This is a genomic window from Pseudomonas sp. LjRoot277 (assembly GCF_964253845.1).
Taxonomy (GTDB): Bacteria; Pseudomonadota; Gammaproteobacteria; order Pseudomonadales; family Pseudomonadaceae; genus Aquipseudomonas.
This window is the reverse complement of record NZ_CAXURI020000001.1, coordinates 2,617,808-2,631,699: the sequence shown is the minus strand read 5'-3', so window position 1 is coordinate 2,631,699 and position 13,892 is coordinate 2,617,808. Positions and strand designations below refer to the sequence as shown.

At 54.1% G+C, this 13,892-nt stretch carries 14 protein-coding genes; 7 read left to right on the top strand and 7 right to left on the bottom strand.

All coding sequences use genetic code 11. From position 1 onward, the window contains the following. The first annotated feature begins 22 nt into the window (after positions 1–22). Positions 23–1,309 carry a dicarboxylate/amino acid:cation symporter gene (locus ACSQ87_RS12475; protein WP_223431537.1) on the top strand — a complete coding sequence of 429 codons (1,287 nt, stop codon included), beginning with the start codon at positions 23–25 and terminating at the stop codon, positions 1,307–1,309. A 10-nt stretch (positions 1,310–1,319) separates the two neighbouring features. After that, positions 1,320–2,795, top strand: coding sequence for an amino acid racemase (locus ACSQ87_RS12470; RefSeq protein ID WP_223431536.1), 1,476 nt, complete (start codon positions 1,320–1,322; stop codon positions 2,793–2,795). A 63-nt stretch (positions 2,796–2,858) separates the two neighbouring features. Here the strand turns inward: ACSQ87_RS12470 and ACSQ87_RS12465 are convergent, their stop codons facing one another. Beyond that, complete coding sequence (locus ACSQ87_RS12465) at positions 2,859–3,785, bottom strand: LysR family transcriptional regulator (protein ID WP_436273608.1); 927 nt, start codon at positions 3,783–3,785, stop codon at positions 2,859–2,861. A 122-nt stretch (positions 3,786–3,907) separates the two neighbouring features. Between ACSQ87_RS12465 and ACSQ87_RS12460 the strand changes: the two genes are divergently transcribed. From ACSQ87_RS12460 to ACSQ87_RS12450, 3 genes are all read left to right on the top strand, one after another. Next, complete coding sequence (locus ACSQ87_RS12460; RefSeq protein WP_436273607.1) at positions 3,908–4,492, top strand: NADPH-dependent FMN reductase; 585 nt, start codon at positions 3,908–3,910, stop codon at positions 4,490–4,492. Then, complete coding sequence (locus ACSQ87_RS12455; protein ID WP_223431533.1) at positions 4,489–5,328, top strand: pirin family protein; 840 nt, start codon at positions 4,489–4,491, stop codon at positions 5,326–5,328. The genes ACSQ87_RS12460 and ACSQ87_RS12455 overlap by 4 nt, the downstream gene beginning before the upstream one ends. 88 nt (positions 5,329–5,416) lie before the next feature. After that, positions 5,417–6,496 carry an alkene reductase gene (locus ACSQ87_RS12450; RefSeq protein WP_223431532.1) on the top strand — a complete coding sequence of 360 codons (1,080 nt, stop codon included), beginning with the start codon at positions 5,417–5,419 and terminating at the stop codon, positions 6,494–6,496. A 149-nt stretch (positions 6,497–6,645) separates the two neighbouring features. Here the strand turns inward: ACSQ87_RS12450 and ACSQ87_RS12445 are convergent, their stop codons facing one another. Further along, complete coding sequence (locus tag ACSQ87_RS12445; protein WP_223431531.1) at positions 6,646–7,404, bottom strand: SDR family oxidoreductase; 759 nt, start codon at positions 7,402–7,404, stop codon at positions 6,646–6,648. Positions 7,405–7,503: 99 nt separating this feature from the next. On the opposite strand from ACSQ87_RS12445, the gene ACSQ87_RS12440 reads away from it, so the two are divergent. Then, positions 7,504–8,091: a TetR/AcrR family transcriptional regulator gene (locus ACSQ87_RS12440; RefSeq protein ID WP_223431530.1), complete on the top strand. Its 588-nt coding sequence runs from the start codon at positions 7,504–7,506 to the stop codon at positions 8,089–8,091. 326 nt (positions 8,092–8,417) lie between these two features. Here ACSQ87_RS12440 and ACSQ87_RS12435 read toward each other — a convergent pair whose 3' ends face one another. The 3 genes from ACSQ87_RS12435 to ACSQ87_RS12425 form a co-directional block, all read right to left on the bottom strand. After that, on the bottom strand, positions 8,418–9,290 hold the full coding sequence (locus ACSQ87_RS12435; RefSeq protein ID WP_223431529.1) for an isocitrate lyase/PEP mutase family protein: 873 nt from the start codon (positions 9,288–9,290) through the stop codon (positions 8,418–8,420). 123 nt (positions 9,291–9,413) lie between these two features. Continuing rightward, the gene (dctA, locus tag ACSQ87_RS12430; protein WP_223431528.1) at positions 9,414–10,721 is read right to left on the bottom strand and encodes a C4-dicarboxylate transporter DctA; all 1,308 of its coding nucleotides are present in this window, start codon (positions 10,719–10,721) and stop codon (positions 9,414–9,416) included. Positions 10,722–10,825: 104 nt separating this feature from the next. Next, positions 10,826–11,995, bottom strand: coding sequence for a mandelate racemase/muconate lactonizing enzyme family protein (locus tag ACSQ87_RS12425; protein ID WP_223431527.1), 1,170 nt, complete (start codon positions 11,993–11,995; stop codon positions 10,826–10,828). A 99-nt stretch (positions 11,996–12,094) separates the two neighbouring features. Between ACSQ87_RS12425 and ACSQ87_RS12420 the strand changes: the two genes are divergently transcribed. Beyond that, a complete protein-coding gene (locus ACSQ87_RS12420) occupies positions 12,095–12,973 on the top strand; it encodes a LysR family transcriptional regulator (RefSeq protein WP_223431526.1) in 879 nt (292 codons plus the stop codon). Between the two features lie 54 nt (positions 12,974–13,027). Here the strand turns inward: ACSQ87_RS12420 and ACSQ87_RS12415 are convergent, their stop codons facing one another. Next, positions 13,028–13,123, bottom strand: coding sequence for a hypothetical protein (locus tag ACSQ87_RS12415; protein ID WP_436275085.1), 96 nt, complete (start codon positions 13,121–13,123; stop codon positions 13,028–13,030). Positions 13,124–13,214: 91 nt separating this feature from the next. Continuing rightward, positions 13,215–13,814 (bottom strand): TetR/AcrR family transcriptional regulator, encoded by a 600-nt coding sequence (locus tag ACSQ87_RS12410; protein WP_223431525.1) that lies wholly within the window; start codon positions 13,812–13,814, stop codon positions 13,215–13,217. Positions 13,815–13,892 lie beyond the last annotated feature (78 nt).

The window sequence follows — 13,892 nt, the reverse complement described above, 5'->3', positions numbered from 1 at the left end:
AAAACCACTTGAGGAAAGCTCCGTGAAGAAAAATAAACTTCCGCGTCGGATCGCAATGGGCATCGCCTTGGGCGTGCTTGTCGGTTGGGCGTGCCATCACTTCGCAGGGAGCGAACAAAGCGCCAAAGAGATCGCGTCTTACTTCTCGATGGTCACCGACATTTTTTTACGCATGATCAAGATGATCATCGCGCCCCTGGTATTCGCGACACTGGTCGGTGGCATTGCCAGCATGGGAAACTCCCGCTCCGTTGGACGCATTGGCCTGCGAGCCATGGCCTGGTTCGTCACCGCGTCGGTAATCTCGCTGGCAATCGGCATGGGCCTGGTCAACCTGTTCCAACCCGGTGCGGGACTGAATATGGAGGTCGTCCAGCATGCGGCGAGCCCCGTGGTGAACACCGGGGATTTCAGCCTCAAGGTTTTCATCAGTCACGTGTTTCCCCGCAGCATTGCTGAAGCCATGGCCAACAACGAAATCCTGCAAATCGTGGTGTTCTCGTTGTTCTTCGGGTTTGCCCTTGCAGGTGTGAAGCGAGCGGGTTACACAACGATTGTCGATGGCATCGAAGAGCTGGCCAAGGTGATGTTCAAGGTCACTGACTTCGTCATGGCCTTCGCGCCAATCGGCGTTTTCGCAGCCATCGCATCGGCGATCACCACCCAAGGTCTTGGCTTGATAGTCGATTACGGAAAGCTGATTGCCGAGTTCTACTTGGGCATTGTGATTCTGTGGTGCGTGTTATTCGGTGCCGGCTATCTGTTCCTCGGCCGCTCGGTGTTTACCTTGGGCAAGCTGATCCGCGAACCTGTTCTGTTGGCATTCTCCACTGCCAGCAGCGAGTCCGCGTATCCGAAAACCATGGAGGCACTGGAGAAATTTGGTGCGCCGAAACGCGTATCCAGCTTCGTTCTACCGTTGGGGTACTCATTCAACCTTGATGGCTCGATGATGTATCAAGCGTTCGCCATCATGTTCATTGCACAGGCCTACAACGTCGACTTGAGCTTCACACAGCAACTGCTGATCTTGCTGACGCTGATGATCACCAGCAAGGGAATGGCGGGTGTAGCCCGAGCATCGGTGGTTGTGGTGGCGGCTACGTTACCCATGTTCAATATTCCCGAAGCCGGTATTTTGCTGATCCTTGGCATTGACCAATTCCTTGATATGGCCAGGACTGCCACCAACGTGGTTGGCAATAGCATCGCGACGGCTGTGGTGGCCAAATCAGAACCACATGAAGAAGCTGAAGACGCGCCCGGCACTGAGTCTCCGCTCCCAAATCACACTCTGACACCAGCCTGAGAACCTAATCATGAAAGGTAAATCGAAGCCGTCCAGCGGGTCATCGTTTGCTCGCAAACTAGGTATCGTCGGCGGGCTTGGCTCACTGGCCGGCGGCGATCTTTTCTACAAGTTGGTGAAGTCCAGAGCTGTTCTGGAGGATCAAGGTCGCTATCACTTCCTGTTTGAACAACACCCCTTCAAAGACGTCCTGATGCCCCTGGATCGGGGTGCCAATATGACCTCCAGGAAGTTCTATGTTTTCCAGGTTTGTCAGACATTCGAGGCCAGCGAAGTCAATGCAGTCTTACTGCCTTGTTTTGCCAGTCACACCTTTCGTGACGAGATCCAGGAGGAAATTGGCATACCCGTTCTGGATATGATGGCGGCGTTACGCAAGCACATTGATCATGTCGCTGAACGCGGCAGTACGTTGGGAATCATTGCGTCTGACTATGTTCGGCACTCAGGACTGTTTGAGCGCTATTTCGGCACTGATTTCAAGATCGTTTATCCAAACGATAACGAGCAATCTGGGTTGATGGACGCCATGTACGGGGTTAACGGTATCAAAGATGGATTCCTTGACGGTGTACCGCTCGAATGTGTTTATCAAGCCTGCCTTTCGCTTCAGGATCAGGGGGCCACAATCATCCTGCCTGGCATGACTGAGCTCTCGTTGGTCTGTGGTGATCTGCAACGGCGTGGCGTCACTGTCCTGGATATCAATGAGATCTATGCCGCTTTCGCTACCTTGGAGAAAGGTCAGTCGACCCGTCCGCCATTCAAGCTTGGGATAGTGGGTGGAGTTGGGCCAGCGGCAACGGTCGACTTCATGGGTAAAGTCGTTGCGCATACACCGGCAGGTCGCGATCAAGAGCACATCAAAATGGTGGTGGAACAAAACCCGCAGATCCCTGATCGCACAGCCAACTTGCTGAATGACGAAACTGATCCGACGATGGCGATGTACGCAACGTGCAGGCGACTGGAAAGCGCCGGCGCCAATGCCATAGCGATCCCGTGCAATACAGCTCACGCATTTGTTGAGCGCATCCAGCCGCACCTGCGTGTACCTATTGTGAATATGCTGACTGAGACGGTAGAGGCTATCGTGCAGAGGTATGGCGCTGGCAAAACCGTCGGGCTGCTAGCGACCTCCGGCACAATAAAAAGTCAGGTGTATCACGAGGCAGCTCGCCGAGCTGGGCTGCAGATAATTGCTCCCGGTATGGATTACCAGACGTTGGTGATGGAGTCGATTTATGGAGACCACGGAATTAAAGCGGGTTTCACAGACGGCATCTGTAAAGACCAGCTCTTGATCGCAGCAGAGCACTTGTGTGAACTGGGTGCAGATGTGCTCATCCTGGGGTGCACAGAACTACCCCTGGTGCTAGAGCATAGCGAATCCTACATGATCAAAAATCATGAGGTCGCATTGGTCGATCCAACAACCATTTTGGCATTGAAATGCATTGAGCTAGCCCGGCGTTTTTCAAGGTAGTTGTCGCGTCTACCGTCTCGCTACGCGACTTTTACCACTACGGTCATAAGCCCAAACACCGTATCAAGCCTGCTGGGGTAAAACCCTCGCAGGGAATGCTTCCTCTTTGAGCTTCTCCATTACCAATCCAATGAATGCTGATACCGCCAACGGCAAATGTTGCCGACTAGGGTAAAGCACATGCAAGCCGTAACCAGTGCGATGGTAATTCGGTAGCACAGGCACAAGGCGGCCAGCCTGAAGATCGAATTTAGTGATAGTGGGCGGCAGCAACGCAATGCCCAACCCAGCCAACGTAGCCTTGCGCAAAGCCTGAGCGGTGTTGCCATTAAATCGGCTGGTAATCTGCACCTCTTCCTCAGCGCCGTTTGGCCCATAAAGACGCCATGTGGTAACGCCGCTAGGATGACCGAAACTCACACAGTCGTGATTGACCAGATCCTCTAGCGTAGTGGGCACACCTCGTTTACTCAGGTATTTAGGGCTGGCGACCAACCCTTCATTACCTGCGCCAATGAGTTGGCGACCGACGTATCCGGAGTCTTGTAAAGTGCCGCCTCGAAACGCGATGTCGATCCGATCAGCGATCAAATCGGCACGTGCATCACTCAGCACGAAGTCAAGCTGCACCCGTGGATACTCGGCTAGAAAATCGGCCACCCACTCCATAGGGAAAAAGTCGAAAAAATCAGCCATCGCCGCAATACGCACGATGCCACTCGGCTCCTGACTTCCCGTCATTAACTGTTGCCCGGCATCGATCAGGCCTTCTACGGCGCCAGAGCACCTGTCATGAAAAGCCTGACCTGAATGGGTAAGTGTGAGCTTGCGTGTGGAGCGCTGCAGTAACCGCGTGCCGAGCTGAGCCTCGAGTTGTTGAACGCGCCTGCTTAAGGTGTTGGAGGGCATTCCAAGCTGCCGCGCCGCTTCGGCAAAGCTGCCATTGCGCACCACTTGTACAAACAAAGCGACGTCGTTCAGGTCAAGCATGGTATCGCCACCACATCGTAAAATGGATTAGTCCAATCCAATTATGCCATCTAATAAAGCAATGAATGGGCGCATATCATTCAGGCATAGCTGCAGTGACCTGCAATCTGCCGGAACAACCTATGACCTCCCCCCTCACCCTCACCCTCATCGGCATCGTAATCAGCTCGACCCGTGAAGCTCGCTTCGGTGAAAAGCACGGGGTCTGGATCCACGAGATAGCAAAGCAGCGCAAAGATCTCACCATCGAATTGATCAACCTGCGGGATCACTCGCAGCTCTTCTTCGACGAACCGCAATCTCCAACCTCGCCTGACATTAAAAGTCTGAAGGGGCAACGCTGGGCCGACAGGCTCGCACCGATCGACGGCCTGATCGTGGTCACACCAGAGTACGACCAGGGTACAAGCGACGAGCTGAAAATAGCCTTCGATAGCGCTGGCCAGAAGCTCAGCCGCAAGCCGGTCGGCTTCGTTGGTTATGGCGGCACTGGTCGCGTCATCGAACAGTTACAGCTGGTAGCCATTGAGTTGCAGATGGCCCCGCTAAGCAATGCCGTGCACATAGACATCGCTGAATTCATCGGTATCTGGCAACAGGGAAAGAACTTCAACGATTACCCGCATCTGGCCCAGGCAGCCACAAAACTGCTCGACGATATTGTCTGGTGGGCCCAAGCACTCAAAAAACCGAGAGCAAAGATATGACCACCGCCGTCGCTATTCTGCAACGCGCCATAGTTCATCGCACCAAGGGCAGCACACATGGCCCGATAACGCGGCTTATGAGCCCGGGCGATCTGGGCGAGCTTTTGAAACCTTTTATTTTCCTGGATATTTTCAGTTTGAACGCCAGTCGAGGTAAGTCGAATTTCGGCATGCACCCGCACTCAGGGATAGCGACGGTTACCTTCATGAGCAAAGGCGACGTCGCCTATGAGGACACCACTGGCGCGACAGGTGTATTGCTTGCCGGTGGCGTTGAGTGGATGCGCGCCGGCAATGGGGTGTGGCACGACGCTACGCTGGCCAACGAGTCCTCAATGCAGGGATTCCAGCTCTGGGTAGCGCTACCACCGTCGTTAGAGAACGCTCCCCCGAAGAGCGTCTACCTGGCGCCCTCCCAAGTTCCGCAGGAAGGCCCCGCGCGCGTGCTCCTGGGACGCTACGGTGCTGCGCAGAGCCTGATTGAAGCTCCGAGTGATATGAACTATCTCGCCGTGAATCTGAAAGACGGCGAGCGCTGGCGGTACACCCCGCCGTCCGATCACACCGTTGCCTGGCTCGCGGTTAATGCAGGACGGCTGGACGCAGGGGGCCTGATTAATACCGGCGAGCTCGCCGTATTCGAGGAGTCCGAGCAACACATCGATTTCGTGGCTCAAGGCGATTGCTCATTCGTACTGGGCTCAGCAGTGAAGCATCCGCACGAACTGGTGACGGGCTACTACTCGGTACACACGAGCAAGGCAGCTCTGGCACAGGGCGAAACTGAGATACAGCGTATCGGCGAACGCCTGCGGCAGGAGGGACGACTGAGCTAGCCCCTGAGGCGCGCCTTCAGTCGATACGACTCCCCGCTAAACATATCGCCAACCCCGAATATTAATCCTCAACTTACAGAGATACATCATGACCACGAGCAATCTCGACCTGCTTTTGTCCCCTGCACAAATCGGCTCTCTCCCTCTGAAAAACCACATGATTATGGCGCCTTTGACGCGAAGCCGCGCCGGAGAAGGTGATGCTCCGACGCCCACCGTGGTTGAGTATTACCGCCAACGCGCCGGAGCCGGCCTTATCATTACCGAAGGCTCTCAGGTTTCGGCGCAGGGCAAAGGCTACATGCGAACGCCGGGCATCTTTACCACTGAGCAAATAGCGGGCTGGAAAGAAGTGACCGACGCTGTTCATGCGGAAGGTGGACGTATATTCCTGCAACTCTGGCATGTCGGACGACTGTCGCACCCGCTGGTGCAGATCGACAGTGAACGGCCAGTAGCCCCATCAGCGATCAAGGCTGATGGCGAAATTTACACTCCTGAAGGACTGAAGCCTTATGAATTGCCACGGGCTCTAGATCTCGATGAGATTCCTGGCGTGATCGCTGATTTTCGCCAAGGTGCTGAAAACGCGAAACGTGCTGGATTCGACGGCGTAGAAATCCACGGTGCAAACGGTTATCTAATCGACCAGTTCCTGCGCGATGGCACCAATACCCGAAACGATGCCTATGGTGGTTCCATAGAGAATCGCGCTCGATTTCTTAAGGAGGTAGTCGAGTCCGTCATTGAGGTCTTCGGGGCAAGCCGTGTGGGTGTTCGCCTGTCGCCAATCTTCAATTATTTCTCCATGAGCGACAGCACTCCCCAAGCGACTTTTAACTACGCAGCCAAGATGCTCAGTCGCTATGGTTTGGCCTACATACACGTGGTTGAACTTGGAGAAGGGCAATTCGATTTCGTAGAACTAAAGCGTCGTTTCGGTAGCACCTACATTGCCAATGGTGGTTATGACGCAGAGCGAGCCGGAACGGCGATCAGCTTAGGCGATGCTGATCTGGTGTCGTTTGGCACCGCGTTCCTGGCCAACCCTGATTTGGTAGAGCGATTCAAACACGGCAGGTCCCTGAACGAAGCAGACCCGACGACGTTCTACCAAGGTGAGGATCGCGGTTACACGGACTATCCGACCATGGCGGAATCCCGATAGATACTCAATGACAACGCTCACATCTTCGGCGACCACCGTGCTGGTCTGGGTGGAAAAAATTCAAGCATGCTGAGCCAGACCGCGCGCCCAGGCAGGCAGATGCCATCTGCCTGCAGCGATGGCATCAGGTGCTACCCACACGGTTAACATCATTCTGCCGGTGGTTTGTATCCCGCAAGCATTTTCAATACCTCATCATGTGAACCGCTCGCTTCAGCAAACCGTAATGGCTTGGCGCGCTCGACGACAAGTTCGTGTGGGGTCGGAGTGATCTCGAGCAGTTCGAATATTTCATTCAAAAACTCGTCCAAGGGCATGGCGTGCTCGTCATTTTCCTGCCCAAGCAAAGAGGTACGCACACCCGGTGGCGCAAGCTCGATAACCTCGACTGACGAGGCCTCTAGCTGCACTCGAAGACTTTGAGTGAACGAATGAACTGCCGCTTTGGTTGCGCTGTAGGTCGGTGTAGCAGGCAGCGGTACGAATGCCAAAGCCGAGCTGACATTCACAATCGTTGCACTGGGCTGCATGATCAGATGGGGAGTAAATGCGTACACCATTCGAATCGTGCCAAGTAAGTTCGTTGTCACGATATCTTCGGCTGTGCTCAGGCTTTCCGGATCAGTCAGATCCTCCCAATGCATGATGCCAGCGTTATTTATGAGAACGTTCAGATTCGGGTGGCTGATCGCAAGCGTTTCACTGTTGCGTTTGATGGATTGTGGATCGGAGACGTCCAGCAACACTGATTCAATACCTGGATGTTCCGACACAATCTTGTCGAGCAGAGCCTTGCGACGTCCCGCGATAATTACTTTGTTGCCCGCCTTGTGAAGCCTAAGTGCCAGACCAAGGCCGATGCCTGAGGTGCCGCCAGTAACCAGAATCGTGTTGCCAGTGCTGTTCATAGTAAACTCCAGAAACGTTGCGTAAGCGGACAAGTGTCCACTTGCAAACCGTAACGGACAATTGTCCGCTTAGCAACATAATGAAGGAAAATTTTGCTCATGACTGACGAGTTGGTGATGCGTTCTGACGCCAAGAAAAACCGTGAACGGATACTGGAGGTCGCGGTGGTAGAGCTGACTAGCGATCCTGCGGTTCCGTTGAGTACGATTGCGAAGAAGGCTGGGGTAGGACAGGGCACGTTCTATCGCCACTTCCCTACCAGAGAGAAGCTGGTATTCGAGGTCTATCAATTCGAAATGCAGCAGGTAGCCTCGTTGGCGGAAGAGCTCCTCGCGACAAAACCACCTAAGGAGGCCCTCCGAGAATGGATGGACTGCCTCGCTGAATATGCAATGACAAAGGCAGGACTCGCTACTGCGATACAACAAGCTGCGTCTATTTACGAGTTCCCAGGGAAGTCGGGATACGCTCCAGTCCAGGCAGCAGCCGAGTCGCTTTTGAGGGCAAATGAAAAGGCCGGAACGATTCGTAGCGGGATTACTAACGACGACTTTTTTCTAGCCATCGCCGGAATTTGGCAAATGGATTCCCAGAGCGAATGGCGCTCGCGTCTCGCCAGATTGATGAACTTGGTGATGGATGGTCTATGCGCTGGCAGCCCCGAAAGCCTTAAGAAAAGCGTGTAGCCTAAAAAACCAGATACCGCGTCGTGGCTAAAGGAATCGGAGCTCAGGGCCCTTTAGCTAAAGGCTGATTTATCTTGGATGCGGCTTGAGTAGGTGCACCAACCTATAAGCCGCGCTCCATCCAGTAAGGCGACCATACTGCCAGCGCCCTTCTGGTCACTCCGTCCACCTGTGTCCTAGCCCGTGGACATTCACGAGGTCTCTCGGCCGCCGTCCTTCGAGACCCATCAGCAAATTTTCCAGAGCACGCTGTGCCATTGCATTGCGCGTATCGGTTGAAGGCCAGGACTGTCTTTTTCATGACGCTTTATTTCACCTGTTCAAACTCAATTCGAATCGTGCTCTGACTTCAAATAGGTCTTTACCCACTCTCGGTAATTGTCCGAGAGTGTGTATTTAGAAAGCAGCTCGGGGAGAGAAAGCTCGCTCCCCTCTGTGCCGCTTTGTTCGCGCAGCGCCTCGTAGGTCGCTTTGATTGCGGACAAATACGGGGCATGCCCATTGACCACAATCCGCACATTGGCTGCACTCAGTTTCTCAACATCGCTCAGAGCAGGGTTTCCATAATTGATCAGCATGATCGGTACGGAAAGATGCGAGGTGAGTGCTTCCAAATGTTGGAAATCCTTTACTCCAACAAGGCAAATCGCGTCGGCCCCAGCTTTTTGATAGGCCGTGGTGCGTGCAATGGAATCTCCCAAAGTGCTAACGGCCACATTCGTCCTGGCGATGATGCTAAGTGCATCATCTGACCGAGCAAATCGTGCAGCGTAAATCTTGCTCGCGGCCTCCTCCATATTGATGAGCACGTTCGATTGCTCGTCGTATTTGGCCGGTAGGTGAGTGTCTTCTAGCGTAAGCGCGGCAACACCGGCCTTCTGCAGCTCGGTGACCGTTCGCATTACATTGAGCGCGTTGCCAAACCCGTGATCAGCGTCTCCAATGATTGGGATTTGACTGGCCCGTCCGACCCTGGAAACTTGCTCCGCATACTCATCAAGAGTGAGCAACGAGATATCTGGGGCACCGAGCACTTGAAGCGAGGCGACGGATCCACCTTGGATGGCGACCTCAAAGCCAAGGTCAGAGGCCATTCGAACCGAGATCGGATCGAACACTGATGCGGCAAATTTACAGACTGTTCCATGAAGTAAATCACCGAACGCCTTACGTAATTCGTGATGGGATCGCTCAATCATTTTTTCGGCTCCATCGCAATTCTACTGAGAACTTCGCTGAATGGTTCTGTGTGAACGAGGCATCGAATAGCTACCGGTCATTGCGCCCTATCCGAAGAGGAATGACCGGGTAATCGATGTTGATTACTTTTGCGTTGCTAACGCTCTACGCTCCGCCTTTGCGTTTTTCATCGCGGCAATTTCACGCTCACAGGCTTCTACATCGAACGAGTTGTCCCACTTGGCAATGGCGATAGTGCCGATACCGTTGCCAATCAGGTTGGTAACAGCTCGCGCTTCATTGAGGAACCGGTCGATGCCCAAAAGTAGTACAAGGCCCACCAACGGAATGGAGTGGATGGTTGTAAGCGTTGCCGCGAGTGTTATGAACCCGGCACCCGCCACACCAGCCGAGCCTTTCGAGGTCAACAGGAAAACACCCAACAGAATCATCTGATCCATAATCGTCAGCGGCGTATTGGTTGCCTGCGCGATAAAAATCGCCGCCATGGTGAGGTAAATGCAGGTGCCATCCGCATTGAAGGTGTATCCAGTTGGCAGCACCATGCCCACCACCGACTTCTTGCAGCCCAGCTTTTCAAGTTTCACCATCATTCGCGGAAGCACAGCCTCAGTCGAGCAGGTTCCGAGCGTGATGAGAATCTCGTCCTTGAAGTAGCGGAGAAACTGAAATAAAGGCATTCCTGACCATCGAGCAACCGTTCCAAGCACCACCACAATAAAGATCAGGGTGGTGACATAGAGCGCAATCAGCAACTGGCCGAGTGACAGCAGCGTACCGATCCCGTATTTGCCAATCGTGAACGCCATACCGGCACCGGCACCAATTGGAGCCAGCCGCATGACCATTGCGACGATCTTGAACAGGCCTTGCAGGAACAGGTCGATGGTATTGATCAGCGGTTTGCTGGTTTCACCCATTTGAACCAGGGCAACACCCATCAAGACTGAAAGCAGGATGACCTGGAGCATGACGCCATTCGAGAACGCGCCGATAAATGTTTGTGGGATGATGTTCATGAAAAAATCGACGGTACCACCCTGCTCAGTGGCAGCTTGGCTGTACTTGGCGATAGCACTGCCATCCAGTGTGTCGACGTTGATGTTCATCCCAACGCCTGGCTTTACGACATTGACCACAATAAGGCCGATGACCAGCGCGATGGTTGAAAGAATCTCGAAGTAGAGCAGCGATTTAACGCCAATTCTCCCGACCTCTTTGATGCTGCCCATTTTGGCGATACCGACAACCACGGTGCCAAAAATAATAGGGGCCAACAGCATTTTGATGAGTCTGATAAAGCCGTCGGCAAAAGGTTGAAGCTTGGCTCCGAATTGCGGTTCAAAGTGACCGATTGCTGCACCGACTACGATACCGATCAGCACCTGCACATACAGCTGGCTGTACCAGCGGGACTTGGAGATTTCCACGGAAGCACCTCATTTTATTTTTGTGATGGGCGTGTGGCGTGGCGTCAGTGGGTGACGCCTGATAACTGCGGCCTCTTGAAAAAAAGGCCGCAGTTCAAGGGCTATTAGCCTTCGCCCAGCTCACGCATCACTGCGTACAAAGCTGACTTGGCTTCGAAGCCGACACCTGGAATATCCGGCAGACCGACATAGCCGTTTTCCACACGAATCCCGTCAGCGAACCCGCCGAAAGGCTGGAACACGTCTGGGTACGATTCGTTACCGCCCAGGTGTAGACCCGCTGCGATGTTCAGGGACATCTGGTGACCACCATGCGGAACTACGCGGCGGGAAGACCAACCCATTTCTTCCATCACCTTCAGGGTGCGCATGTACTCCACGAGTCCGTAAGACAGGGCGCAGTCGAACTGGAGGTAATCGCGATCAGGGCGCATACCACCGTGGCGAAGCAGGTTTCGAGCATCCTGATGGGAGAACAGGTTTTCACCAGTAGCCATGGGCAGTTCATAGTGGTTTGCAAGCTCAGCCTGCAGTTCATAGTCCAGCGGATCGCCAACTTCTTCGTACCAGAAGAGGTTGTACTTTTTGATGGCCTCCGCGTACGCAATACCTGTCTTCAGATCGAAGCGGCCATTGGCGTCGACCGCCAGGCGACGACCATCACCTACCACTTCAAGTACCGCTTCGATACGACGGATATCTTCGTCCAGTGGCACCGCACCAATCTTCATCTTGACGACGTCGTAGCCACGATCCAGATAGCTCTGCATTTCTGCTTTGAGCTTGGTCTGATCTTTGCCAGGGTAGTAGTAGCCGCCCGCCGCGTAGACCCAGACCTTGTCATCTGCCACGCCGTCGCGGTAACGGTCGGCCAGCAGGCGATACAGGGGCTTACCTTCAATCTTGGCAACCGCATCCCACACAGCCATGTCGATGGTGCCAACCGCGACTGAGCGCTCGCCGTGACCACCTGGCTTTTCGTTGGTCATCAGGGTTTTCCAGATGGCGAACGGATCCAGGTTATTGTTTTCATGATCGACGAGAGTATCTGGATCAGCTTCCGTGATACGCGCCAGGAAGCGATCACGCATCAGAGCGCCTTGGCCATAGCGACCGTTGGAGTTGAAACCGTAGCCGATGACAGGTTTACCATCGCGAATCACATCCGTGACGACAGCGACAACCGAGCAGGTCATTTTCGAAAAATCGATGTAGGCATTGGCGATTGGGGAAGCGATAGAGACGGTTTTTTCACGGATGTCTACGATACGCATGACGGGTTCCTCTTGTTGTTGGTGGCCCCACGTTATGCTTTGCGGTGACACCCGCCCAATGCTATTAATGCCGCGCCCTATGCACAGGAGGCATTGCCCTTGGAACTCGTTTGGCTCGAAGACTTTTCAGCGTTGGCGGAGTACGGCAGCTTTGTTCGCGCGGCTGAAGCGCGCCACGTTACTCAGCCTGCGTTCAGCCGCAGAGTCCGTTCACTGGAGAACTGGATGGGTGTTGAGCTGTTCATTCGCACGCCACAAGGTGCAACGCTGACAGAGGCTGGGAAGCAGATATTGCCAAGTGCCCAAGAGACTGCCAGGCGCTTGTACAGAATGCGAAGTGAAGCCCAGGAAGTAGCGGGAATGGCTGCTAAGACTCTGCAATTCGCTGCGACCCATTCGCTATCATTCACGTTCTTCCCGAGGTGGCTAAGAAGCACGGAAAACGGCGCCCCCATTGAGGCTGTGCGACTGCATTCCGATAGCATGGCGGTCTGTGAGCAGATGCTGACTCAGGGCCAGGTGCAGTTCCTGCTTTGTCATCGCCACCCGGATGTTCCACCGCTGTTGGCCCCTGATCAGTTCATAGGCAAAAAGGTCGGCGAGGATGTTCTCGTTCCACTGGCGAGCGCTTCTGCCGACTTTGGAAGTGCGCCCGCATCGCTGCCGTACTTGGCGTATACCCAAGAGTCCGGATTGGGCCGCATCGTGGCTCATCGACTTAATGGAAAGGAGGATTTCCTTCACCTCAAGCCATTATTCAGTAGTCACCTCGCTGCGGTACTGATGTCCATGGCCCTGGAAAACAAAGGTGTGGCCTGGCTACCAAGGAGCCTAACCGAACAGGAAGTCACCGACGGACGTCTTGTACGAGCTCTTGATGAAAGCTGGGATATCCCCTTGGAAATTCACCTCACGCGTCCAACGGCTCCTATCAGCCAATCCGCTGAAGAATTTTGGGCGAAGTTGAGAGACTGCTGAATATCGTTCACGGAAGAGGGTGCCTACTTTCCGGGGCAATGCTGAGCCAGGACGCTACGAGTCAGAGCCGTAGCTCTCCACCAACTCTTTCAAGGTTCGGTGATTCCCACCCATTGTCTCAACGACAACATTTCTCGCACCACTTTCAATGCCTGGCTAAATGATCAAGATCTGCACTGCACGTCTTAGGCAACTTGATCTAATCGCCAATGGAGCCAACACCCTATTTAAGTGCGTCCATCTATGCGTTCCCCTGCGGCTCACTGACTGGCGACAACGGCAATGACGCAATTAACTCAGCGTGGCAAACCTCTAGTATTTCATCAGCCAGAGAAGAATCATCTGGGCAGGCGCGCGACAACATGACTGCACCGATTGCATGCGCCAGCATGTTGATCATTTTTGCCCGTCCCCCATCCTGCGGCGCGTCTTGCCTCGCTTTGTTCATTTCTTCGAGCGCTGCCAGCGTGCTTTCTACCCCGCTGGCAAAGGTGGCCTTCAACTCATCTGATTGACGCGCAGCGTCTCCACAAAGGGCCGCCATGGTGCAACCGCTACCCCTGCCGTCTCGGTGATCCCTCGATACATATAGATCGACGAATTCAGCAACGTCGAGACCTTCGGAACTGGTCAGCGAATGCGAAAGACTGTTCGCTGCCGCTTCAGCCATCAGATCAGCCTTGGAGCCGAAATGCTTGTAGAAACCTCCTTGCGTAAAACCGGCTGCAGCCATTAGCTCCGCCACCCCCACGCCATCGTAGCCACGCTCGCGAAACAGCTCTGAAGCCGTCTCAACGATGTGAGCTCGATTGGCGAGTGATTGCGCCTTGGTGATCTTCATTTCCTGTGCCTCTGCATCTCAAAGCAATGCCCTCATCATACTCTGATGTCGATCATAATCAAAAGCGTTGACATCTTT